Source organism: Streptomyces lichenis (assembly GCF_023218175.1).
GTDB lineage: Bacteria > Actinomycetota > Actinomycetes > Streptomycetales > Streptomycetaceae > Streptomyces > Streptomyces lichenis.
Genome location: NZ_JALPTH010000009.1, coordinates 99,070 through 122,818, shown reverse-complemented (window position 1 = coordinate 122,818; position 23,749 = coordinate 99,070). Strand labels below are relative to the sequence as shown.

18 protein-coding genes and 1 tRNA gene are annotated in these 23,749 nt (G+C 73.5%); 10 read left to right on the top strand and 9 right to left on the bottom strand.

The window, feature by feature from the left end; translation table 11 throughout:
• Positions 1-130 precede the first annotated feature (130 nt).
• Positions 131-1,462 carry an MFS transporter gene (locus M1O15_RS12005; protein WP_248633681.1) on the top strand — a complete coding sequence of 444 codons (1,332 nt, stop codon included), beginning with the start codon at positions 131-133 and terminating at the stop codon, positions 1,460-1,462.
• Between the two features lie 52 nt (positions 1,463-1,514).
• Positions 1,515-2,636: an epoxide hydrolase family protein gene (locus M1O15_RS12000; RefSeq protein WP_248633680.1), complete on the top strand. Its 1,122-nt coding sequence runs from the start codon at positions 1,515-1,517 to the stop codon at positions 2,634-2,636.
• A gap of 130 nt (positions 2,637-2,766) precedes the next feature.
• Here the strand turns inward: M1O15_RS12000 and M1O15_RS11995 are convergent.
• A tRNA-Pro gene (locus M1O15_RS11995) sits at positions 2,767-2,840 on the bottom strand.
• Between the two features lie 616 nt (positions 2,841-3,456).
• Between M1O15_RS11995 and M1O15_RS11990 the strand changes: the two genes are divergently transcribed.
• On the top strand, positions 3,457-4,653 hold the full coding sequence (locus M1O15_RS11990; RefSeq protein ID WP_248633678.1) for an acyl-CoA dehydrogenase family protein: 1,197 nt from the start codon (positions 3,457-3,459) through the stop codon (positions 4,651-4,653).
• Positions 4,654-4,739: 86 nt separating this feature from the next.
• Here the strand turns inward: M1O15_RS11990 and M1O15_RS11985 are convergent, their stop codons facing one another.
• From M1O15_RS11985 to M1O15_RS11965, 5 genes are read right to left on the bottom strand one after another with little or no spacing between them, the layout of a single operon-like run.
• Positions 4,740-5,312, bottom strand: a complete 573-nt coding sequence (locus M1O15_RS11985; protein ID WP_248633676.1) for a GAF domain-containing protein — start codon at positions 5,310-5,312, stop codon at positions 4,740-4,742.
• Positions 5,309-6,022 carry a GTP-binding protein gene (locus M1O15_RS11980; RefSeq protein ID WP_248633674.1) on the bottom strand — a complete coding sequence of 238 codons (714 nt, stop codon included), beginning with the start codon at positions 6,020-6,022 and terminating at the stop codon, positions 5,309-5,311. Before M1O15_RS11980 ends, M1O15_RS11985 begins: the two co-directional genes overlap by 4 nt.
• Positions 6,000-6,371 (bottom strand): DUF742 domain-containing protein, encoded by a 372-nt coding sequence (locus tag M1O15_RS11975; RefSeq protein ID WP_248633672.1) that lies wholly within the window; start codon positions 6,369-6,371, stop codon positions 6,000-6,002. Before M1O15_RS11975 ends, M1O15_RS11980 begins: the two co-directional genes overlap by 23 nt.
• 2 nt (positions 6,372-6,373) lie before the next feature.
• Entirely contained in the window at positions 6,374-6,808 is a 435-nt protein-coding gene (locus M1O15_RS11970; protein WP_248633670.1) for a roadblock/LC7 domain-containing protein, read from the bottom strand.
• A gap of 7 nt (positions 6,809-6,815) precedes the next feature.
• Positions 6,816-8,819 (bottom strand): sensor histidine kinase, encoded by a 2,004-nt coding sequence (locus M1O15_RS11965; protein WP_248633663.1) that lies wholly within the window; start codon positions 8,817-8,819, stop codon positions 6,816-6,818.
• 577 nt (positions 8,820-9,396) lie between these two features.
• Between M1O15_RS11965 and M1O15_RS11960 the strand changes: the two genes are divergently transcribed.
• On the top strand, positions 9,397-11,115 hold the full coding sequence (locus M1O15_RS11960) for a purine-cytosine permease family protein (protein ID WP_248633661.1): 1,719 nt from the start codon (positions 9,397-9,399) through the stop codon (positions 11,113-11,115).
• A 95-nt stretch (positions 11,116-11,210) separates the two neighbouring features.
• Positions 11,211-11,474 carry a GlsB/YeaQ/YmgE family stress response membrane protein gene (locus tag M1O15_RS11955; protein ID WP_248633660.1) on the top strand — a complete coding sequence of 88 codons (264 nt, stop codon included), beginning with the start codon at positions 11,211-11,213 and terminating at the stop codon, positions 11,472-11,474.
• A gap of 95 nt (positions 11,475-11,569) precedes the next feature.
• Here the strand turns inward: M1O15_RS11955 and M1O15_RS11950 are convergent, their stop codons facing one another.
• The gene (locus tag M1O15_RS11950; RefSeq protein ID WP_248633658.1) at positions 11,570-13,951 is read right to left on the bottom strand and encodes a phosphoketolase family protein; all 2,382 of its coding nucleotides are present in this window, start codon (positions 13,949-13,951) and stop codon (positions 11,570-11,572) included.
• 437 nt (positions 13,952-14,388) lie between these two features.
• On the opposite strand from M1O15_RS11950, the gene M1O15_RS11945 reads away from it, so the two are divergent.
• Together M1O15_RS11945 and M1O15_RS11940 are read left to right on the top strand one after the other, a co-directional pair.
• The gene (locus M1O15_RS11945) at positions 14,389-14,724 is read left to right on the top strand and encodes an STAS domain-containing protein (protein ID WP_248633656.1); all 336 of its coding nucleotides are present in this window, start codon (positions 14,389-14,391) and stop codon (positions 14,722-14,724) included.
• 60 nt (positions 14,725-14,784) lie between these two features.
• Positions 14,785-15,465 (top strand): pyridoxamine 5'-phosphate oxidase family protein, encoded by a 681-nt coding sequence (locus tag M1O15_RS11940; RefSeq protein WP_248633654.1) that lies wholly within the window; start codon positions 14,785-14,787, stop codon positions 15,463-15,465.
• Between the two features lie 15 nt (positions 15,466-15,480).
• Here M1O15_RS11940 and M1O15_RS11935 read toward each other — a convergent pair whose 3' ends face one another.
• Together M1O15_RS11935 and M1O15_RS11930 are read right to left on the bottom strand one after the other, a co-directional pair.
• Positions 15,481-17,205, bottom strand: a complete 1,725-nt coding sequence (locus M1O15_RS11935) for a sensor histidine kinase (protein WP_443735615.1) — start codon at positions 17,203-17,205, stop codon at positions 15,481-15,483.
• Positions 17,206-17,369: 164 nt separating this feature from the next.
• Complete coding sequence (locus tag M1O15_RS11930; RefSeq protein ID WP_248633652.1) at positions 17,370-18,143, bottom strand: response regulator; 774 nt, start codon at positions 18,141-18,143, stop codon at positions 17,370-17,372.
• A gap of 295 nt (positions 18,144-18,438) precedes the next feature.
• On the opposite strand from M1O15_RS11930, the gene M1O15_RS11925 reads away from it, so the two are divergent.
• From M1O15_RS11925 to meaB, 3 genes are read left to right on the top strand one after another with little or no spacing between them, the layout of a single operon-like run.
• On the top strand, positions 18,439-20,277 hold the full coding sequence (locus M1O15_RS11925; RefSeq protein ID WP_248633650.1) for a methylmalonyl-CoA mutase family protein: 1,839 nt from the start codon (positions 18,439-18,441) through the stop codon (positions 20,275-20,277).
• Positions 20,277-22,550: a methylmalonyl-CoA mutase gene (gene scpA / locus M1O15_RS11920; protein ID WP_248633648.1), complete on the top strand. Its 2,274-nt coding sequence runs from the start codon at positions 20,277-20,279 to the stop codon at positions 22,548-22,550. Before M1O15_RS11925 ends, scpA begins: the two co-directional genes overlap by 1 nt.
• Before the next feature lie 14 nt (positions 22,551-22,564).
• The gene (meaB, locus tag M1O15_RS11915; RefSeq protein ID WP_248633642.1) at positions 22,565-23,563 is read left to right on the top strand and encodes a methylmalonyl Co-A mutase-associated GTPase MeaB; all 999 of its coding nucleotides are present in this window, start codon (positions 22,565-22,567) and stop codon (positions 23,561-23,563) included.
• Positions 23,564-23,749: the final 186 nt, after the last annotated feature.

The following is a 23,749-nucleotide window of genomic DNA, read 5'->3' as shown; positions in this document are numbered from 1 at the left end:
GCAAGGGAGGGTTAGCATGTCACAACGTACTCGGCAGGGGACGGCGCCGCAGACGCTCCCGTCCGGAAAGGCCCCGGCACCGGAGCGAAGCGACGCCCCGGACGGGCGTCGACTGGGACTGACGCTGGGAATGCTGGTGCTGCCGATGTACGTGGCGCTGGGAGCGCCGTCGGTGGCCCTGCCGGCCATCGGCCGCGCACTCGCGGTGCCGTTCGGGGCCACCGCATGGATTCTCGCCGCGTGGTCGCTGACCTCCGCGCTCGCGATGCCGGTCGCGGGTCGGCTGCTGGTCCGCTGGAACCCCTTCCAGGTCCTTGTCGCCGGGGTCGTGGCGCTCGCCGCGGGCTCCGTGCTCGCCGGTGCCGCGCCGACCCTGTCCCTCGTGATCGTCGGCCGACTGATCGGCGGCGCCGGGGCGGGCGCGACCGTGATCGCCGTCTTTGCCGCGGCCGCCGCCCTGCCCGGACGGCAGCGGATCCGCACCCTGGGAATCATCGCGGCCGCCAGCGCGACGGCGTCGGGGTGCGGGACGCTGTTGGGCGGGGCGGTGACCACATGGCTCGGGTGGCGTGCCGTGCTCGCGATCCCGGTCCTCGCGCTGCCCCTGCTGCTGGCCGCATGGCCGAGTAGGCATGCGCTGACGCAGAGCGGTAGCGGTGAGCGAAGCGGCTCGACCGGGCGACTCGACATCGTCGGCGCGGCCGTGCTGTCGGTGCTCGCCGGCTCCTTGATCACATTGCTTCAGGCACACTCGGTCGGCCTGCCCGCTTCGGTCACGCTCGTCGTGGCTGCCGCGGGGGTGCTCGCCGCCGTGGGGCTGCGGTGGCGCGTGCGAAGCAGGCCCGACGGGTTCGTGCCGCGGCGGGTGATCGCATCCCGCGGCTTCCTGACGGCCGGGCTCATCGGCGGGACCGTCTTCGCCGGCTACTACGGGGTGCTGTTCCGCGCCCCGTCCCTGATCCAGCAGGCCACGGGCGGCGGCCCTCTGGAAGCCGGCGTGCTCCTGGTGCCGGCCGCCGCCTGCTCGGTGTTGGCCGGGCGGCTGGTCGGCACCCTGACCGACCGGTTCAGCGGCTGGCGGGTGTCGGCCGGGCTTGCGGCACTCACCGTGGTCGGCGTGCTCGTGGTCGCGGTCTCCACCGGGCCACTCCTGATCGTCGTCGGCACGGCGTTGACCGTGTGCGGGTTCGCCGGCGCCCAAGCCGTACTGGTGAACCTCGCGCCGGACCTGGTCGCCGCGGACGACCGCGACACCGCGCAGGGCCTGCTCAACTTCATGAACGCCCTGGGTGGCGGGATCGGTCCGGCGGCTGTCGCGGGTCTGTCCGGCATCGTGCCGGTGCCGGTGGCCCTCGCCGTGCTCGCGGCACTCCCCCTGGCCGGACTCGTCCTCGGCCTGACCCAGCGCCCTACCGCCGACCGCCGCTCCACACCCGACGCCACCTGTGGAAACCCGCGATGACGGTCCACGTGCGTCTGATCCGATAACGCCGCGACCAGTAAGGAGCCCTGCCATGTCCGCCAGGCCATTCGAGGTCAGCATCACCGAAGCCGAGATCGCGGACCTGCGTGAACGACTGCGACGGACACGGTGGCCCGAGCGCGAGCCGGTGGACGACTGGTCACAGGGCCTGCCACTGGCGTACGCGCAGGAGCTGTGCCGCAGTTGGTCCGAGGACTACGACTTCGGGTTCGCCGAACGACTGAACGCGTTTCCGCAGTACCGCGACACGATCGACGGGCTGGGCATCCACTTCCTGCACGTCCGCTCACCGGAGCCGGACGCGTTCCCGCTCGTGCTCACGCACGGGTGGCCGGGTTCGGTGCTCGAGTTCCTGAAGGTCCTCGGCCCGCTGACCGACCCGCGCGCGCACGGCGGTGACCCGGCGGACGCGTTCCACGTGGTCGCACCGTCGTTGTCCGGGTACGGCTGGAGTGACAAGCCGTCCACGACCGGGTGGGGCATCACGCGCACCGCGCACGCCTGGGACACGCTGATGGTCTCGCTCGGATACCAGCGGTACGGCGCGCAGGGCGGCGACTGGGGTTCAGCGGTGTCCGGGGCGCTGGGCGAGGTGGCGCCCGAGCGGGTCGCCGGCGTGCACCTGAACCTGGGCTCCGTCGCGGCGGGCACCTTCGACGACCCGACACCCGCGGAGCTGGCGAACATCGAGGCCGAGAAGGAGATGCAGCGCACCGGCCGGGGGTATTCGGCGATCCAGGCGACCCGGCCGCAGACGCTCGGCTACGGCCTCACCGACTCCCCGGCGGGGCAGGCCGCCTGGATCGCCGAGAGGTTCTGGGCGTGGACGGACAACGACGGCCATCCTGAGGACGCGTTGTCGCGGCAGACGATCCTTGACGAGATCTCGGTCTACTGGTTCACCGCCTCGGCCACGTCGTCGGCGCGCCTGTACTGGGAGAGCTTCGCCGACTTCCGTGACAAGGTGACCGCACCCTCCGGGCTGTCGGTCTACCCGCGCGACATCACCCGCCCGTCGAGGCGGGAGGCCGAGCTGCGGTTCACCGACCTGCGCTGGTTCGAGGAGCTGCCGCACGGTGGCCATTTCGCCGCGCTGGAGCAGCCGGAGTCGCTGGTCGAGCAGGTGCGCGGCTTCTTCCGCCTGTTCCGCTGACTGTCCGTGCCATCCCCCGGGAAGTGCGACACCGGTTGAGAACCGCCGGCCCCCGACTGGTCCCCGGACAACGACCGAGGGGTGGTTTCGGATTCCTCCGAAACCACCCCTCACGTGCGACTCCACAGAGTCGGGACGACAGGATTTGAACCTGCGACCCCTTGACCCCCAGTCAAGTGCGCTACCAAGCTGCGCCACGTCCCGTTGCCCGTCTGACCTGCGGTTTCCCTGGGCCCTGCGTGCAGGGAAACCATACCCCACTCCAGCCGGTGATCACGAACCGCTTTGCCCCGGGCCCCACCGGCACGGACGGCGTCCGTGGTGGCCATGGACCGCCAGGGGGCGCGCCGCGCGGGGTGGGCGGGCGCCGTGTGCGCCGTCGGGCACCACCACGCGCCCGAGGCGGGGGCGGCCCCGGGCCGGGAGGGGGCATATGCCGGGCGTCCGATGGCGCCGTACCGCCGCGCCCTGACCGGAATCCGGCCGGAATCCGGCGCGGCGCGGGCCGGCGGTTCCGGGGTGGCGGAGCGGGTCCGGGCGGGCGGATCGGTGGGGCGGGTGGGGCGGCTGGGAGCCGATGGGCGGCCGGGGCGGCACCCGGGCCAAAGAGGCGTCAACGCGATGCCGTTGGCATGTGGCAGAAAGAAGCGCGAAGGGAAAGGCTTGCGGTGAAGAACGGACAGCCCCATCCACGCGCTCCCTCATTCCGGTCATTCGGAGGCCTCGTACGGGCGCGTGGGCGGGCACCGGCACGGGAGCACGCCGACGCGCCACTGCACCGGCCGGGCCACCAGCAGGCGTTCCGCGAGGAGGCGCGCGCATGGACGGGTACTTCACCAGTCGACTCCACCATGAGCTCCGCAGCACGGTGAGGGAGTTCGCCGAGAGCGAGGTGAGACCGCTGATACCGGCGATGGAGTCGGCCCGGTCGGTCCACCATGAGCTGTCCCGCCGGATCGCACGGCAGGGCTGGCTGGGGGCGACCATCGGCCGGGCGTACGGCGGGATGGGCGTCGGGCACCTCGGCAAGACCATCATCATCGAGGAGCTGTCCCGGGTCAGCGCCGCGATGGGGGCGATGGTGCAGGCCTCCCAGTTGGGGGCGGCCAAGATCGTGCACTTCGGCAGCGAGGAGCAGCGCAAGACCTGGCTGCCGGCGGTGGCGGCGGGCGAGTGCCTGCCGACCATCGCGGTGACCGAGCCGGAGTCCGGCGGGCATGTGCTGGGCATGGCCGCGACGGCCGTGCGGGACGGCGGCGACTATGTGCTCAACGGCCGCAAGGTGTACGTCGGGAACAGCCATGTGGGGGATCTGCACGGGGTGGTGGTGCGCACCGGGCCGGGCTCCCGGGGGCTGACGGCCTTCCTGGTGGAGGCGGGCCGGCCCGGGTTACGGGTGGCGGAGCAGCGGGAGGCGATGGGGCTGCACGGCTTCAGCTTCGGCGAGCTGGCCTTCGAGGACTGCCGGGTCCCGGCGGGCAACCGGCTGGGCGAGGAGGGCGACGGGCTGGCGGTCGCGTACTCCTCCAGTGTGCTGTACGGGCGGGCCAATCTGACCGCCGTGTCGCTCGGCATCCACCAGGCGGTCCTGGAGGAGACCACCGGCTTCTGCGCGGAGCGGGTGCGCTACGGCAAGCCGCTGCACGAACTGCCCTCGGTGCGGCTGAAGCTGGGCCGGATGCAGTCCCGGCTGATGACCTCCCGGCTGGCCGCCTACCACGCGGTGCACCTGCTCGACGCGGGGCTGCCGTGCGACGCGGAGCTGATGAACGCCAAGCTGGTCAATGTGGAGTCGGCGCTGGACTCGGCACGTGACGCGATGGAGATCCACGCGGCGGCCGGGCTGTTCACCGACCGCCCCGTCGAGCGCCATCTGCGGGACGCGCACCATATCTTCGCCCCCGCGGGCACCTCCGACGTCCAGCTGCTGCGGCTGGGGGAGGTGGCGCTCGGCACCGCGAAGGGCCAGTGGTCGCAGCGGCTCTCGGAGCTGGTACGGGCCGAGCCGGTGCTGTGAGGCCGCCGCTCCACGACGCCTCACGTATGCCGCCCGGCCTCAGGAGACCCGGGGCCGGGCGGAGGGGGACAGCGGGTCGGGCGCGGCTACCGGGTGCCGTCCTCCCTGCGGTGGATCTGCTCGACCAGTTCGGCCGCAAGGGACTTGATCGTCTCCAGTCCGGCCCGGCCCCAGGGGCGGGGCTCGGTGTCGACCACGCAGATGGTGCCGAGCGCGGTGCCGGTGCGGTCGATCAGCGGCGCGCCCAGATAGGAGCGGATGCCGATCTCGTCCACCACGGGGTTGCCGGCGAACCGCGGGTAGTCGCAGACGTCCTCCAGCACCAGCGCCTTGCGGCGTACCACCACATGCGGGCAGTAGCCGTGGTCGCGGTCCATGAACCGGCCCACCGCCCCGCTCGCGGCGGTCGTGGCGTCCAGGTCACCGGCGGTGCGCAGCCCGGTCGGGGTGTGCAGCCCGGCGAAGAACTGGCGGTTCTCGTCGATGAAGTTGACCATGGAGTACGGCGCCCCGGTCACCTGCGCCAGCCGCTCGGCGAAGGCGTCGAAGGCCGGGTCGGGGCGGTCGCCCAGGCCCAGTTCACGCAGCCGGCGCACACGCTGCGGGGCCTCCGGGTCGGCGGGGGTGAGCAGCAGATGGCCGGTCGGGTCGTATGTCATGTCGGTGCTCCGTAGGTCGGCGCCGGGGCGGGAGCCGGATTGGTGTCCAGCAGGTGCTGGACGAGGGTGACCAGGGTCTGGACCCCGGAACTGGCGATCCGGGCGTCGCACAGCACCACCGGCACCTCGGGCCGGAGGTCGATCGCGTCGCGTACCTCTTCGGGGTCGTAGTGGTAGGAGCCGTCGAACTCGTTGACCGCCACGACGAACCGGATGCCGCGCCGTTCGAAGAAGTCCACCGCCGAGAAGGAGGCCTCCAGCCGGCGGGTGTCGGCGAGCACCACGGCGCCGAGCGCGCCCTCGGACAGCTCGTCCCACATGAACCAGAAGCGCTCCTGGCCGGGGGTGCCGAAGAGGTACAGGATGTGGCGGTCGTCGAGGCCGATGCGGCCGAAGTCGAGGGCGACGGTGGTGGTCGTCTTGCGTTCGACGCCCTCCAGGCTGTCGGTGGCGGCGCTCACCGTGGTGAGCACCTCCTCGGTGCTCAGCGGCTCGATCTCGCTCACCGCGCCGACGAAGGTGGTCTTCCCGACGCCGAACCCTCCGGCGACCAGGATCTTCAGGGCGTGGGGAAAGGGGTCGGCCTCCGCCCCGGGCGGTGCGTCCGGGGCCCGGCCGAAGCCACCGTCAAGGCCCTCGTCAAGACCGTCGCCGAGGGTGCGGTCGGTGGCGTTGTCCGCGGTGTCGTCAAAGGCGTCGTCGTAGGCCATCGAGCACTGCCTCCAGCAGGGAGCGGTCGGTGAGACCGTCGTGGCACCGGGGGGCGCGGGCGGCCAGCGCCCCGCAGTCCACGAGGTCGGAGAGCAGCACCTTGGTGACGACCGCCGGGAGCCGTAAGTGCGCGGCGACCTCGGCCACCGAGGTGGGTCCGGCGCACAGCCCGAGGGCCATGCAGTGCTCGGGGCCGAGGTGCGGCTGCGGGGCCGACCCGGTGGCGATGACCTGGGAGAGCAGGTCGAGGGCCGCCGTGGGCCGGGTGCGGCCGCCGCTGACCGTGTAGGGCCGGATCAGCCGGCCCGCCGCGTCGTCGAGCCAGGGCGCGTCGTGTCGGCGTCGCACGGTCAGCGCCTCGCGCCGCCGGGTGCCGCCGCCGGGTGTCTGGCCGGGGTGACCAGATAGGGCCGGACGCTCTTGACCAGCATGGTCATCTCGTAGCCGAGGACCGCGGCGTCGGCCTCCCGGCCGGCGAGTACGGCCAGACAGGTGCCGGAGCCGGCGGTGGAGACGAACAGCAGGGTGGTGTCGAGCTCCACCACCACCTGGCGGACCTCGTCGCCGTCACCGAACCGGACGCCGGCGCTCCGGCCGAGCGAGTACAGCCCGGAGGCGAGGGCGGCCATATGGTCAGCGCGGTCGACGTCCAGCCCGTGCACCGCCTTCACCAGTCCGTCGGAGGAGAGCAGCACGGCGCTCCGGGTGTGCGGCACGCGCTGGATGAGGCCGCTGAGCAGCCAATCCAGATCCGGTGAGTGGCCGTTCGGCGCATCGCTCGCCATGGTGCATCTACTCCTTGTGGGCGTCGTGGGGCTGGGGCGGGTGGGGGCCGGGGTGCGGGGCGGCGACGCCGTACGGCGGGGTGCCGTGGGCCGGGAGGTCGTACGGCGCCGTCCCGGGCGGGGCGGCCGGGGCCTCCCGTACCCCGGGCATGGACTCGGCCAGTCCGATGCCGCGCCGGAAGGCGGCCATCAGTTCGGGGTCGTGCAGGGCCTGTTCGTCCTGGGCGTGGCCGCGGGGGGCGGGGGCGTCCCTGAGCTCCGGGACCAGGTGCTCCTGGGCCCGGCGGCGGGGCAGCCGGGGGCGCTCCGCGGTGTCCGCGAGGCCGTTCTCGTAGCGGCCCTCGTAGCGGTTCTCGTAACCGTGCCCGTCGGTGGACCGCCCCGGCGGAGCCGACCGGGGGCCGGAAGGCGGCGGTACGGGACCGGCGGACGGCGGTACGGGCAGGGGTGCCGGTTCGTGGTCGGTGCCGGCCGCCACCGCCGGGTAGGGCAGGGACATGGCACCGCCGCCCGGTCCGGCCGGGTAGGGCACGGGTACGGCGGGCGGACGGCCGGGCGGTTCGGCGGCGGGACCGTCGGCCGGGGGCGCCGGGGCCTGGCTGCCCGGCACGGGGGCCGGCACCGCCACCGGCGCCTGGGTGGGCGCGGGCACCGGGGGGCGGAGGGTCTCGGCGGAGGCGGCCGCCTGGTCGTAGCCGAGGGCGGCCCGCTCGTAGCCGTCGGCCGTGTCGCCCGCTTCCGCCAGGGCCGGCTGCCGGTCGTCGGCGTCCTCGGCCGGTTCGTCGCCGAGGAGTTCCTGCGGCAGGACCAGGACGGCCTGGACGCCGCCGTAGATGTTGGACTGGAGCCGGACCGCGATGCCGTGCCGGCGGGCCAGCGCCGAGACCACGTACAGCCCGATCCGGCCGTCCTGCAGCAGATGGCCGACGTTGACCTGGTCGGGGTCGGTGAGCAGGGCGTTCATCCGGTGCTGCTCGATCGGCGGCATGCCCAGGCCGCGGTCCTCCACCTCGACGGCGAGCCCGGCGGTGACATGGGTGGCGCGCAGCAGCACCGGGGTGCCGGGCGCGGAGAACACCGTGGCGTTCTCGACCAGTTCGGCGAGCAGGTGGATGACGTCGGCGACGGCGTGGCCGCGTAGGGTGCCGTCGATCGGCGGGACCAGCTTGACCCGGGGGTAGTGCTCGACCTCGGCGATGGAGGAGCGCAGCACCTCGGTCATGGTGACCGGGTTGGACCACTGGCGGCGGGAGATGGCACCGCCGAGCACCGCGAGGTTCTCGGCGTGGCGGCGGATCCGGGTGGCCAGGTGGTCGATGTGGAACAGGCCCTTGAGCAGCTCGGGGTCCTCGACCTCGTTCTCCAGCTCGTCCAGGAGCTGGATCTCGCGGTGGACGAGGGATTGGAGGCGCCGGGCGAGGTTGACGAAGACCTCGACCTTCTGCTCGTTGCCCACGCTGCTGGAGAGCCGGGAGGCCTGCACGACGGCGGTGGCGGCCGCCTCATGGGCCCGGGTCAGCTCGAACGCCAGCATGCCGAACTCGTCCGACTGGGCCGTTGGCTGGGTGGCGGGCCGGCGGGCGGGGGGCTTCTCGCCGCGCCGCAGCTGCTCCACCAGGGAGCGCAGGTCGTTCTGCGCGCGGCCGGTGGCGAGCCGCAGGTCGTCGCAGCGGTCGCGGACGGACGCGGCGGCCCGGTTGGCGGCGAGGACGGCGAGGCCGACGGCGCCGACGGTGAGCGCCGCGAAGCCGACGAGCAGGGCCCAGAGCCCGGCGGACGGGTGGGCCCCGGTGGTGCGGAGGGTGACCAGCACCACGGCGGTGGCGCCCAGGGCGACCGCGACGACGGGCAGTCCGGCGGCGCGCAGCAGCCGGAGGCGTATACGGGTGTCCGGGGTGGTCGACGGGGTGCGCGGCCGGCCGGGGTGGGGCAGGGAACGGGTGCCGGGCCGGCCGTGCCGCCCGCCCTCACGGCGGTCCGGTCGCGCGGCGGGGGCGCGAAGGTGAGACATCGACGTCCTTGGTACGGGGTTCTGGCTACGGGGACGAGCGGGCGGGGAGCGGACGGGCGTTCGACGGTTGTGCGCGGGCATGCGGAATGGCACACCGGTGCGCGGACCGTTGATCACCGGGCACTCACGGTAGTCAGCAAGGAGCCGGTCGCGGTGCGCAGTTGGGAAAGTTGCCCACCCGGCTTCCCGCTCTGGTATGAGGGCTCGCACGACCGAGCGATAACGACCGAGCGATAACGACCGAGCGACAACGGCCGAGTGCTGTCGGGAGGACGGGCGACCGGTCCGCAAGGGGCCCCGCGGTGAGGTTCCGGTGACGGGCCGTTCAAACGGGCGGGACCCGCCGGTAACACGGGCTGCCTAGCCTGTCCGGCCAGGGACGGGGGCCGCGCGCCCCCCACCGTGCCGTACGGCGCACCCCCGCCGGGTGGGGGTCCGCGGCGCGGCGCCGCACCCCCGCCCCCGCTCGCCCGTGCTGCCGACGACGCCACACGGGCCGGTCCGCGCGGCACGGCAGGACGACGCCCGACGCGTACCGCACCCGCAGCCCGCACACCGCACCCCGAAGGGGGCCGGCATGAGCACCACCGAGTCGCAGCCGACCGAGGCGGACCGCGTCCCCACGGCAGCAGCCGAGTCGCCGTCCACCGCCCCACCGCCCCCGACCCCGTCTCCGCCGGACGCGGCCGGGGACCAGGCGGTGCGGGAGACCCTGGAGGACTACACCCTCCGCTTCGCGCCGCGGAGTTACCGCCGCTGGACGCCGATGGTGGTGGCGACCACCGCGCTCGGCGGGATCGCCTACATGGCGGACTTCTCCATCGGCGCCGGGATCGCGCTGGCGCACGGCAGCGGCAACGCCCTGGTGGCGATCGCCGTGGCGGCGGTGGTCATCTTCGTGACCGGCTTCCCGCTCGCGTACTACAGCGCCCGGTACAACATCGACCTGGACCTGATCACCCGCGGCTCGGGGTTCGGCTACTACGGCTCGGTGCTGACCAGCGTGATCTTCGCCAGCTTCACCTTCATCTTCTTCGCCCTGGAGGGCTCGATCATGGCCCAGGGGCTGCTGATCGGCTTCGGGCTGCCGCTCTGGCTGGGCTATCTGGTCTCCACGCTGATGGTGATCCCGCTGGTGATCTACGGGATGAAGGCGCTGAGCAGGCTCCAGGTGTGGACCACACCCGTCTGGCTGCTGCTGATGGTGGGTCCGCTGGTGTACCTGGTGGCCGCCGACCCGGGCACGGTGGACGCCTTCCTCTCCTACGCGGGCACCGACGGCGAGGGGGCCGTGGACACCGCCTCGGTGCTGCTGGGCGCCGGGGTGTGCCTCTCCCTGATCGCGCAGATCGGCGAGCAGATCGACTATCTGCGCTTCATGCCGCCGAAGACCGCGGCCAACCGGCGCTCCTGGTGGACCGCGGTGGTGATGGCGGGCCCCGGCTGGGTGCTGCTCGGCGCGCTGAAGCAGGCCATCGGCGTCTTCCTCGCCGTCCATCTGCTCTCCCAGGCCGGACCGGTGGCGGCGACCGAGCCGATCCGGCAGTTCCAGGCCGCCTTCGACGCGATGATGCCGTCCTGGCTGGTGATCCCGCTGGCGGTGGTGCTGGTGGTGATCAGCCAGATCAAGATCAACGTCACCAACGCCTACTCCGGCTCGCTGGCCTGGACGAACTCCTTCACCCGGGTGACCAGGCGCTACCCGGGCCGGATGGTGTTCGTCCTGGTGAACCTGGGCTTCGCGCTGATCCTGATGGAGGCCGACATGTTCAGCTTCCTCAACACGGTTCTGGGCTTCTACGCGAACACCGCGATCGCCTGGGTGGTCACCGTGGCCACCGACATCATGGTCAACAAGTACCTGCTGGGACTGTCCCCGAAGCAGCCGGAGTTCCGCCGGGGCATGCTGTACGCGGTCAACCCGGTGGGCGTGGTCGCCTTCACCGCCTCCTCCGGTCTGTCGATCGCCCTGTACTTCGGGCTGTTCGGCGACACGCTCCAGCCGTACTCCCCGGTGGCCGCGGTCGTCCTCGCCTTCGTCCTCACGCCGCTGACGGCGCTGGCCACCCGCGGCCGCTACTACCTGCGGCGCACCGGGGACGGCATCGCCGAGCCGCTGCTCGACGCGGAGGGCAACCCCAGCGGGACGGTGTACGACTGCCATGTCTGCCGCCGCCCGTACGAGCGGCCGGATGTGGCCGCCTGCCAGACACACGGTGCGGTGGTCTGCTCGCTCTGCCTGAGCACGGACGCGGTCGGCGACCATGTGCTGCCAGCCGCTTTTACAAAACTGTAGAACCGGAGGTGTGTGCCGGTGGCGGCGCGGGGCATCCGTCAGCTGTTCGAAACCACCGCCGGTCGCCGGCGGATGCCTTTGTGGAGGGAAGCGGGATGGAGATCTCGGGAATCATCAGCGCCATCGTGATCGGCATCGTCATCGGTGTGCTGGGCCGGCTGGTGCTGCCGGGCCGCCAGCGCATCGGCGTGCTGTGGACGATCGGCGTCGGCATCCTCGCGGCCCTCGTGGGCACGGCCATCGCCGCCGCGCTGGGCGTGGCCGACAGCGACGGCATCGACTGGATCGAGCTGCTGATCCAGATCGGACTGGCCGCCGTGGGCGTGGCCGCGCTGGAGCGGATCAAGGGCCGCCGCTGAAGCCCTCGGCCGTACCTTCGCCCTACCGCCGGCCGCCGCCCCCGGAAGTTCCCGGGGGCGGCGGCCGGCGGTCGTACCGCACCGGCCTCGGGCCGTCAGTCCGACCAGCTCCAGTCGGCGACCTCCGGCAGGTCGGTGCCGTGCGCGCGGATCCAGTCGTGGTGGCGGGTGCGGACGTCCTCCATCCGCTGGCGCACCACGGCCGCCCGGACCGCGAGCCCGGGCACCCGGTCGATCACGTCCATCACCAGCCGGTACCGGTCCAGGTCGTTGCGGACCACCATGTCGAAGGGCGTGGTGGTGGTCCCCATCTCCTTGTAGCCCCGGACATGCAGATTGCCGTGGCCCCGGCGGCGGTAGGCGAGCCGGTGGATCAGCCAGGGGTAGCCGTGGTACGCGAGGATCACCGGCTTCTCCGGCGGGAACAGCGCGTCGTACTCGGCGTCCTTCATCCCGTGCGGGTGCTCCTCGTGCGGCATCAGCCGGGCCAGGTCCACGATGTTGACCACCCGGACCGCCAGTTCCGGCAGCTCGGTGCGGAGCAGCGAGGCGGCGGCCAGCACCTCCAGGGTGGGCACGTCGCCCGCGCAGGCCAGCACCACGTCGGGGACGTCGCCGGTGCGCTCGGTGCCGGCCCAGTCCCAGATGCCGACCCCCCGCGCGCAGTGCGCCCGGGCCTCCTCCAGGCTCAGCCAGTCGAAGGCGGCGTTCTTCCCGGCGACGATGACGTTGACGTGCTCCCGGCTGCGCAGCGCGTGGTCGGCCACCGACAGCAGGGTGTTGGCGTCCGGCGGCAGATAGACCCGGACGACATCGGGGCTCTTGTTGAGGACATGGTCGATGAATCCGGGGTCCTGGTGGGAGAAGCCGTTGTGGTCCTGGCGCCAGACATGCGAGGTGAGCAGGTAGTTGAGCGAGGCGATCGGGGCGCGCCAGGGCAGCGTGCGGGAGGTCTTCAGCCATTTGATGTGCTGGTTGACCATGGAGTCCACGATGTGCACGAAGGCCTCGTAGCAGGAGAACAGCCCGTGCCGGCCGGTCAGCAGATAGCCCTCCAGCCAGCCCTGGCACAGGTGCTCGGACAGCACCTCCATCACCCGGCCGTGCCGGTCCAGGTCCTCGTCGGTGGGCAGGATCTCCTCGCCCCAGACCTTGGCGGTGGCCCCGTAGACGGCCTGGAGCCGGTTGGAGGCGGTCTCGTCCGGGCCGACCAGCCGGAAGTCCCGGCGGTCGGCGGTGTCCGCCATGATCTGCTCGATCAGCCCGCCGAGCACCTCGGTGGGCTGGTTGCGGCTGGCCCCGGGCCTGTCCACCCGGACCGCGAAGCGCTCCAGCGGTGCCAGGGGCAGGTCGCGCAGCAGCACGCCGCCGTTGGCGTGCGGGGTGGCGCCCAGCCGGCGTGAGCCCTCGGGCACACAGGCCAGGACCTCCGGGCGGGGGCGGCCGTCCTCGTCGAACAGCTCCTCGGGGCGGTAGGAGCGCAGCCACTCCTCCAGCTGCGCCAGATGGGCCGGATCGTCCCGGACGCCGGGCAGCGGCACCTGGTGGGCGCGCCAGGTGTTCTCCACCGGCTTGCCGTCCACCTCGGCGGGACCGGTCCAGCCCTTGGGGGTGCGCAGGACGATCACCGGCCAGCGCGCCCGTTCGGTGGCGCCTCCCTCGCGGGCGGCGCCCTGGATCTCGCCGATGCGGTCCAGGGCCCGGTCCAGCGCGGCGGCCATCGCCTGGTGCACCTCGGCCGGCCGGTCGCCCGTGACATGGAGCGGCTCATGGCCGTAGCCGCGCAGCAGCTGGTCCAGTTCGTCCTGCGGCAGCCGGGCGAGGACCGTGGGGTTGGCGATCTTGTAGCCGTTGAGGTGCAGGATCGGCAGTACGGCGCCGTCGTTGACGGGGTCGAGGAACTTGTTGGCGTGCCAGGACCCGGCCAGCGGCCCGGTCTCCGCCTCCCCGTCGCCGATGACGCAGGCGACCAGCAGCTCCGGGTTGTCCAGCGCGGCGCCGTAGGCGTGGGCCAGGGAGTAGCCGAGCTCGCCGCCCTCGTGGATGGAGCCGGGCGTCTCGGGGGCCACATGGCTCGGTACGCCACCGGGGAACGAGAACTGCCGGAACAGCGCCTCCATCCCGGGCGCGTCCCGGCTGATGTCCGGATAGACCTCGCTGTAGCTGCCCTCCAGCCAGGAGTTGGCCAGTACGGCGGGCCCGCCGTGCCCGGGCCCCCAGACGCAGAGCGCGTCCAGGTCGCGGGCCTTGATCACCCGGTTGAGGTGGGTGTGGACCAGGTTGAGGCCGGGGGACGTGCCCCAGTGGCCGAGCAGCCGCGGCTTGATGTGCTCCGGCCGCAGCGGTTCGCGCAGCAGCGCGTTGGCCATCAGGTAGATCTGCCCCACCGCGAGGTAGTTGGCGGCGCGCCAGTGCGCGTCCAGGGCATCGGCCTCCTCCGGCGCCAGCGTGGTGCGGGCCGGTGCGTCGTCGCTCATGCGGTTCTCCGTTCCGGGTCGAACACGGTGAGTATCCGCCGCCGCGCGGGCCTCCGCACGGCGACGTCCCCCGCAGGCACGGGCACACGCGCGGGTGCCCGGGCCGCGTCGGTCGGGGCCCGCAAGGGCGGGGTCGCGCCGGTCGGGCCCGTACGGCGGGGCGGCGCCGGGCGGGTTCCCGTACAGCGGCCGCGCACGCCGCCCGAGGGCCGTACGACCGAATCACGCCGCCCGGGGCGTACGAGCAGGTCGCGGGACGCACGGCGCGGTTCCGGCCGGCGGGGAGCGGCGAAAGTCGGGACCTTCGGCCCTCGGCGGGAGCCCGGGGGTCCTGTCGCCGGGTGGCGGGGAGGTGGTGGTCTTGCGGAGGCGGGGAGGCAGGCCGCCCGTGCTCCCTCCTCTCCGCCCTCTCGCACCGCCCCCGGAAAGGCCAGCGCATGACCACCACCCCGATCTCCCTGACGGTAATCTCCCGCGGCAACGGGACGACGGCGCTCGCCCTCAGCGGGGAGCTCGACCTCGACACCTCCGCCCGCATCGAACCGGAGCTCTCGCTGGTCGCCAGACAGACCGACGAACGGCTGCTGGTCGACCTGTCGGGGGTGACCTTCTGCGACACCTCGGGGGCCGAGCTGTTCCTCCGGCTGCGCAGGCGCCGGGCCTGTGAGGGCGAGCGCCGCGGCGAGCTCCGCCTCTGCCGAGTGCCCAAGCAGACGGGCAGAGTGTTCCGGATCCTGGGCGTGGACCAGGCCATCCCCTGCTCGTTCGGCTAGACCGGGCCGCCGCACCACACGGCCCGCCGCACCAGGCGCATCGGCACGAAGGAGCCGGAAGTGTACGGAGTGTACGGAACGAACGGGACCCGCTCCCCCGGCGGAGCAAGGGGTACGGCGCCGAGCCGACGGCCCTGCCCCCGGCGTACGCAGCCGACCCGGGCCGAGGCGATAGAGCTGCTGGCCGGCGTCACCCTGGGGCGCCTGGTCTGCACCCGCGACGCCCTGCCCGCGGTGCTGGTCGGCCACCATGTGGTGGTCGACGGCGAGATCCTCGTACGACTGTACGACCGGGCCGCCGCCGCCTCGGTCACGGCTTCGGCCGACGGCCCGGGCACCGTCGTCGCCTACCAGGCGGACCTGGTCGACCCGGTGACCCGAACGGGCTGGAGCATCGTGGTGACCGGATACGCCCTCGGCCGCACCGCCCCGGCCACGGGCCATGGCTCCCCGCCGTACCCCTCGCCGGCGCCCGACGAGTATCTGCTGCGGATCCGTCCCGGCATCGTGACCGGCTCCCGGCTGGAGGAGGAGCCCGCCTCCCCGGCACCGGCCTTCCCGGCACCGGCCTCCTCGGCGCCGGCCTTCCCGGTACGGGCCTCCTCGGCACCGGCCGGGGCGCCCCTCCTCGTACCGGACGGCGAGGCCGCGGCACCGGCACCGCAGGGCTCCACCGCGGCCCGGGAGACCTGCGGGGCCGCCCGTGGAGCCGGGGCGCTCTGCTCCCCGGCCTGCCGCTGAGGCCCGGCCCCCGGCTCAGTGCCCGTCGCGGGTGAGCGGGGCGCGCCAGACGAGGCGGCTGCCGCCGTCGGGGACCTGGCCCGCCTCGAACGCCCCGCCCGCGGCGCCCGCCCGCTCCTGGAGGTTCCGCAACCCGCTGCGACGCCCCTGCGCGGGGATACCGCAGCCGTCGTCCACCACGGTGAGCACGACCTCGTCGGCGGTGGCCCGCAGGCCGACCTCCAGCCGGGTGGCGTGCGCGTGCCGGGCCGCGTTGCTCAGCGCCTCGGTGAGCACCGCCATCACATGGTCCGCGATCGGGCCCGGCACATCGGTGTCGAGCAGCCCTTCCATGCTCAGCCGGGGCGGGAAGCCCAGCGCGGTGCCGGCCTCGCCGACCGCGCGGGCCACCTGGGCGCGCAGACTGGGGCCGGTGTCGTCGTCGCGGGCCCGCAGCCCGAAGATGGTCGACCGGATGATCCTGATGGTCTCGTCCAGGTCGCCGACCGCCCGCTGGACCCGTTCGGCCGCGCCGGGGTGGTCCACCAGCCGGGCCGCGCTCTGCAGGGTCATCCCGGTCGCGAACAGCCGCTGGATGGCGAGGTCGTGCAGATCGCGGGCGATCCGGTCGCGGTCCTCCAGCAGGGTGATCTGCTCGGCGTCGTCCCGGCGCTCGGCGAGTTCCATGGCGAGGGCCGCCTGCCCGGCGAAACCGAGCAGCGGGTCCAGCTCCCCCACCGTGAACACCGGTTCGCCCTCCGGCCGGGCCAGCAGCAGCACTCCCCGGGTGTCCTCGGAGCCGGTGCCCAGCGGGACCGCGACCGCGGGTCCCAGTCCCCCGGCGAACTGCCGGGGCCCGGCCGGGAAGCGGCGGTCGTCGGCGACGGTCATGGTGGTGACCGGCTTGCCCGCCCGGTAGGCGGCACCGGACAGGGTGCCCTCCACCGGGATGACCAGGCCCCGCCTCGCCTCCTCCTCCCCTCCGAGCGCCAGCTCGACCACCAGCTCGTCGGTGCCGGGCATGGGCACCGACACATCGGCGAGCCGGGTCCCGGTGATCTCCTTGGCCCGGCGGGCGATCAGCTCCAGGACCCTCAGCCGCGGACTGCCGGAGAGCAGGCTGCTGGTGATCTCCGCGCTGGCCTGCAACCACCGCTGCTGGCGCTGCGAACTCTCGTAGAGCCGGGCGTTGTCGATCGCCACCCCGGCGGCCACCGAGAGCGTGGAGATCACCGAGACGTCCTCGGCGTCGAAGTCCAGCCCGCCCCGCTTGTCGGTGAGGTAGAGGTTGCCGAAGATCTCGTCGCGGACCAGGATCGGCACCCCGAGGAAGGTCCGCATCGGCGGGTGGTGCGCCGGGAAGCCGTACGAGGCGGGGTGCTCGCCCAGCTCCCGCAGCCGCAGCGGCTCCGGGTTGCGGATGATCTCTCCGAGCAGTCCGTGGCCGGCCGGGAGCTGGCCGATCCGCGCGATCCCGGCCTGGTCGAGCCCGGTGGTCAGGAACCGCGAGAGGCTGCGGCCGTCCGGCCCGATGACGCCCAGCGCCCCGTACCGCGCGTCCACCAGCAGCGCGGCCGCCTCGACGATGCGCCGCAGCACCTGCGCCAGGTCCAGCTCCCGGCCGACCGACACCACGGCCTCCAGCAGGCTGTGCACCCGGTCCCGGGTGCCGCGGGCGGCGTTGATACGGGCCTGCAGCTCCTCCAGCAGCTCGTCCAGCCGCATCCCGGGCATCCGGGACCACGGCTCCTCCACGCCCACTGAATCTTCCTCCCGCGGCCGGCCGTCCAGGTACGGGCAGCAGCGTAGCGGTGTCATGACCCTCCGTCAGATCCACTGACGGATCCCCTGCCGGGTCCGCGGACGGATCCCCCCGCCGGATCCGCTGACGGGTCGACTCCGCGGCCGGCGCCCCGTGCCGTGCCCTAACCCGGACGGCCGTGCCGCGCCGGGCGGCCGTCTCCGCCCGGCCGGACCGGCTGCGCGGGCAGCTGGGCGGCCAGCACGGCGGCCTGCACCCGGCGCTCCACCCCGAGCTTGGCCAGCAGCCGGGAGATGTTGTTCTTGACCGTCTTCTCCGCGAGGTGGAGGCGCTCGCCGATCTCGCGGTTGGTCAGCCCTTCACCCACCAGGGTGAGGACCTCCCGCTCCCGTGCGGTGAGCGTCGCGAGCCCCGGCGGCCCCTCCTCGGGCCGCTCGCCGCCCCGCAGCCGGGCCATCACCCGCGCGGTGGCGCCGGGGTCGAGCAGGGACTGCCCCGAGGCGACCCCGCGCACCGCGGCGACCAGGTCGGTCCCGGTGATCTGCTTCAGCACATAGCCGGACGCGCCCGCCATGATGGCGTCCAGCAGCGCCTCCTCGTCGTCGAAGGAGGTCAGCATCAGACAGGCCAGCTCCGGCATGCGCGAGCGCAGTTCCCGGCAGACGCCCACCCCGTCCCCGTCCGGCAGCCGCACGTCGAGGACGGCCACGTCGGGCCGGAGGGCGGGCACCCGGGCGAGGGCCTGCGCGGCCGTGCCCGCCTGCCCGACCACCGTCAGATCGGGCTCGCCGTCCAGCAGGTCGTGCACCCCGCGGCGCACCACCTCGTGGTCGTCCAGCAGGAACACCCTGATCGGCCCGCGCTCACGATCACCACCGCCGGATTCCGTACGTACCTCCGCGCGGGTGTCCTGCTCGACGTGGGCGTCTCGCGTCATCAGGGTGCTCCGTGGTTCCCGGTGGGCCCCGCGGTCGGAGCCGCCCCGCTCACCGTGCCCGCGCCGGGCAGGCCCGCGCCAGGGCCGGTCGGCCCTACTCCCGGCCCCGGCACTCCCGCGCCGGTCAGCGCGGCCGACCCCGCAGAGGACGCCGTCCGGACGCCGCCCGGACCGGCCCGGCACCGCCCTCAGCCGGACAAACACCCCGTAGGTGGCACTGAGTGCCGCGACAAGAGAACAAGGTCACACTCGCGGCCCCTGCTGCACCTTTGTGCATCTGACCTAGCATCCGAGCATGACGGTCCTGCCTGACGACGGCCTTCCGCTGGCCGCCGAGTTCCCCGACGCCTCCCCCGAGCAGTGGCAGCGCCTGGTGGCGGGCGTCCTGCTGAAGTCGGGCAAGGACGTGCCCGCCGACCAGGCGGAGGACGCCCTGTCCACCCGGCTGGAGGACGGGCTCACCATCCGCCCGCTGTACACCGCGCGCGATTCCGCGCCCGACCCCGGGCTGCCCGGCTTCGCGCCGTTCGTCCGCGGCGGCCGGGTCGAGGGCGGCACGGTGGGCGGCTGGGACGTGCGCCAGCGGCACACCGCGGACGACGGTGCCGCGGTCCTGGCCGACCTGGAGAACGGCGTCACCTCGCTCTGGCTGGTCCTCGGCGAGGGCGGCATCCCGGTGGACCGGCTCGGCCAGGTGCTGGACGGCGTCTATCTGGACCTGGCACCGATCGTGCTGGACGCCGGCGCCGAGACGCCGGCCGCGGCGGACGCGCTGCTGGCGCTGTACGCGGAGCGGGGCGTCGCCGACGAGGCGGTACGCGGCAACCTCGGCGCCGACCCGCTCGGGTACGAGGCCCGTACCGGGCGGGCGCCGGACTTCGAGGCGGCGGCCGGTCTGGCGCGGCTGTGCGCCGAGCGTTTCGGCCGCGCCGGCGCCGGCGGCGGGACGCTGCGGGCGCTGACCGTGGACGCCCTGCCGTACCACGAGGCGGGCGGTTCGGCGGCGCAGGAGTTGGGCTGCTCGCTGGCCACCGGCGTGGCGTACCTGCGGGAGCTGACCGGGGCCGGTCTGGGAATCGCGGAGGCCTGCCGGCAGCTGGAGTTCCGGTACGCGGCCAGTGCCGACCAGTTCCTGACCATCGCCAAGCTCCGTGCGGCGCGCCGCCTCTGGGCCCGGGTGGCCGAGGTCTGCGGGGCCGGCGGGGCGGGGGCGCAGGTCCAGCACGCGGTGACCTCGCCGGTGATGATGACCCGTCGGGACCCGTGGGTGAACATGCTGCGGACCACGGTCGCCACGCTGGCGGCCGGGGTGGGCGGCGCCGACTCGGTCACCGTGCTCCCCTTCGACCACGCGCTCGGCCTCCCCGACGCCTTCGGCCGGCGCATCGCCCGCAACACCGCCACCATCCTGGTGGAGGAGTCGCATCTGGCGCGGGTGATCGACCCGGCCGGCGGCTCGTACCACGTGGAGCGGCTCACCGACGAACTGGCCGAGGCGGGCTGGGCGTTCTTCCAGGAGATCGAACGGGCCGGGGGCCAGGGCGCCGCCCTGCGCTCCGGGCTGGTCGGCGAGCGGCTGGCCGCGACCTGGGCCGAGCGGAGCGCCAAGCTGGCCAAGCGGCGCGAACCGGTCACCGGCGTCAGCGATTTCCCGCATCTGGCGGAGAAGCCGGTGGTCCGCGAGCCGGCGCCGCAGCCCCTGTCCGGCGGGCTGCCCCGGGTGCGGCGCGACGAGGCGTACGAGGCGCTGCGGGCGCGTTCCGACGCGCATCTGGCCGCCACCGGCGCCCGGCCCCGGATCTATCTGGCCGCGTTGGGCCCGGCCGCCGCGCACACCGCCCGGCTGACCTTCGCCGCCAACCTCTTCCAGGCCGGCGGCATCGAGCCGGTCACCGAGGGCGCGTTCGCCGACAGCGGGGCGGCCGAGGCCTGCCTCTGCTCCAGCGACACGGTGTACGGGGAGCAGGCCGAGGCGGTCGCCGCAAAGCTGCGCGCGGCGGGCGCCGGGCATGTGTTCCTGGCCGGCCGCCCGGCCTCGGAGCAGGGGTACCAGGGGATCGACAGCTATGTCTTCGCGGGCGGTGACGCCGTCGCGGTGCTCACCGCCGCCCTCGACCGTATGGGAGTGTCGTGATGGGAGTCCTCGGGAGCACGGGAGCCCCGGGAAGCGGGGACGTCCCCGACTTCTCCGGGATCGGGCTGGGGTCGCCGTCCCCGGCCGCCGGCGCCGACGAGTGGCGTACGGCCGTCAAGCGGGCCGCCGGCGGGGACGACCTGCTCTGGGAGACCCCGGAGGGCATCGGGGTCAAGCCGCTGTACACCGGGCAGGACCTGGAGGGCCTGGACTTCCTGGACACCTTCCCGGGCATCGCCCCGTACCTGCGCGGGCCCTACCCGACGATGTACGTCAACCAGCCGTGGACCATCCGCCAGTACGCGGGCTTCTCCACGGCCGAGGAGTCCAACGCCTTCTACCGGCGCAACCTGGCGGCCGGGCAGAAGGGCCTGTCGGTCGCCTTCGACCTGCCCACCCACCGCGGCTACGACAGCGACCACCCGCGGGTGACCGGTGACGTCGGCATGGCGGGCGTGGCCATCGACTCCATCTACGACATGCGCCAGCTCTTCGACGGCATCCCGCTGGACCGGATGACCGTGTCGATGACGATGAACGGCGCGGTGCTGCCGGTGCTGGCGCTGTACATCGTGGCCGCCGAGGAGCAGGGCGTACCGCCGGAGAAGCTGGCCGGGACCATCCAGAACGACATCCTCAAGGAGTTCATGGTCCGCAACACGTACATCTATCCGCCGAAGCCGTCGATGCGGATCATCTCCGACATCTTCGCCTTCACCTCGCAGCGGATGCCGCGGTACAACTCGATCTCCATCTCGGGCTACCACATCCAGGAGGCCGGGGCGACGGCCGATCTGGAGCTGGCGTACACCCTGGCCGACGGGGTCGAGTACCTGCGGGCAGGCCGGGACGCCGGTCTGGACGTGGACGCGTTCGCGCCCCGGCTGTCGTTCTTCTGGGCGATCGGCATGAACTTCTTCATAGAGATCGCCAAGTTGCGGGCGGCCCGGCTGCTGTGGGCCAAGCTGGTCGCCCAGTTCGAGCCGAAGAACACCAAGTCGCTGTCGCTGCGCACCCATTCGCAGACCTCCGGCTGGTCGCTGACCGCGCAGGACGTGTTCAACAACGTCACCCGGACGTGTGTGGAGGCGATGGCGGCCACCCAGGGACACACCCAGTCGCTGCACACCAACGCGCTGGACGAGGCGCTGGCACTGCCCACCGACTTCTCCGCGCGGATCGCCCGGAACACCCAGCTGCTGATCCAGCAGGAGTCGGGCACCTGCCGGACCATCGACCCGTGGGGCGGCAGCGCGTACGTGGAGCGGCTGACCTACGACCTGGCGCGCCGGGCCTGGCAGCACATCCAGGAGGTGGAGCGGGCCGGCGGGATGGCGCAGGCCATCGACGCGGGCATCCCCAAGCTGCGGGTGGAGGAGGCCGCGGCCCGCACCCAGGCCCGGATCGACTCCGGGCGCCAGCCGGTGATCGGCGTCAACAAGTACCGGGTGGACACCGACGAGCAGATCGAGGTGCTCAAGGTCGACAACTCCTCGGTGCGCGAGCGGCAGCTCGCCAAGCTGCGGCGGCTGCGCGAGGAGCGCGACGAGCGGGCCTGCCAGGACGCGCTGGACGCGCTGACCCGGGCGGCCGGCGGGGACGGCAACCTGCTGGAGCTGGCGGTGCGCGCGGCCCGCGCCAAGGCCACCGTCGGGGAGATCTCGGACGCCCTGGAGAAGGTGTACGGGCGCCACGCCGGCCAGATCCGTACGATTTCCGGTGTGTACCGCAACGAAGCCGGCGAGTCCCCGTCCGTGGAGCGCACCCGCGCCCTGGTGGACGCCTTCGACGAGGAGGAGGGCCGCCGCCCCCGCATCCTGGTGGCCAAGATGGGCCAGGACGGCCATGACCGGGGCCAGAAGGTGATCGCCACCGCCTTCGCCGACCTGGGCTTCGACGTGGACGTCGGCCCGCTGTTCCAGACGCCGGCCGAGGTGGCCCGCCAGGCGGTGGAGGCCGATGTGCACATCGTCGGCGTCTCCTCGCTGGCCGCCGGGCACCTCACCCTCGTCCCGGCGCTGCGCGAGCAGCTGGCCGAGGAGGGGCGCGAGGACATCATGATCGTGGTCGGCGGGGTCATCCCGCCGCAGGACGTGCCGACCCTGCTGGAGATGGGCGCGGCGGCGGTCTTCCCGCCGGGTACGGTCATCCCGGACGCGGCGTACGACCTGGTGCTCCGGCTGGCGGCCGACCTCGGCCACGGCGAGCTGGGCGCGGCCGGTTCCGGTGGCACCGGTTCGGGTGAGGCGACCGCCGCAGGGCAGGGCGACTGAGGGCCGGGGGCGGTATGGCGATCGATCTGGACGCGTACGTCAAGGGCGTGCTCGACGGCAAGCGGGCGCTGATCGCCCGGGCCATCACGCTGGTGGAGTCCACCCGCCCCCAGCACCGCGCGCTGGCACAGGAGTTGCTGACCGCGCTGCTGCCGCACAGCGGCAACGCCCGCCGGATCGGGATCAGCGGTGTGCCGGGCGTGGGGAAGTCGACGTTCATCGACGCGTTCGGCACCATGCTCACCGGTATGGAGCACCGGGTGGCGGTGCTGGCGGTCGACCCGTCCTCCACCCGTACCGGCGGCTCCATCCTGGGCGACAAGACCCGGATGGAGCGGCTGGCGGTGGACCCGGCCGCGTTCGTCCGCCCCTCCCCCACCTCCGGCACGCTCGGCGGGGTCGCCAAGGCCACCCGTGAGTCGATCGTGGTGATGGAGGCCGCCGGCTATGACGTGGTGCTGGTGGAGACCGTCGGCGTCGGCCAGTCCGAGACGGCGGTCGCCAACATGGTGGACGTCTTCCTGCTGCTCACCCTGGCCCGCACCGGGGACCAGCTCCAGGGCATCAAGAAGGGCGTGCTGGAGCTGGCGGACGTGATCGCCGTCAACAAGGCGGACGGCCCGCACGAGCGCGACGCCCGGACCGCCGCCCGCGAACTGGCGGGCGCACTGCGGCTGATGCACGGCAAGGACGCCTTCTGGACGCCTCCGGTGCTCAGTTGCAGCGCCCGGGAGACCACCGGCCTGGACACCGTCTGGGACCGGCTGGAGCAGCACCGCACCCTGATGGACTCCACCGGCCGGCTGGCGGCCCGCCGCCGGGACCAGCAGGTCGACTGGACCTGGACCATGGTCCGCGACGAACTCCTCGGCCGCCTCCGCGCCGACCCGGCCGTCCGCGCCCTGGCACCCGAGCTGGAGCGGCGGGTCCGCGACGGCGAGCTGACGGCGACCCTGGCCGCCGAACGCATCCTCCGCGCCCTGGGCGGCGGTTCGGGCGGCCCGGCGGCGTGAGGTAGACCCGGGCCGGGGGCCGGGGCGGCACGGGCCTGGGCGGCCACCGCCCCGTCGGGCGCCTGACCGGCGTTCGGCCGCATGCCCCATGCCCCGCCGCCCCCAGCGGCGGGGCCCTGCGCCGTACCGTCTCCTCCCTCTCGTCCCGGCTCCTCCCCCGGGCCGGGTTCCTCCCCCACCCGGGGG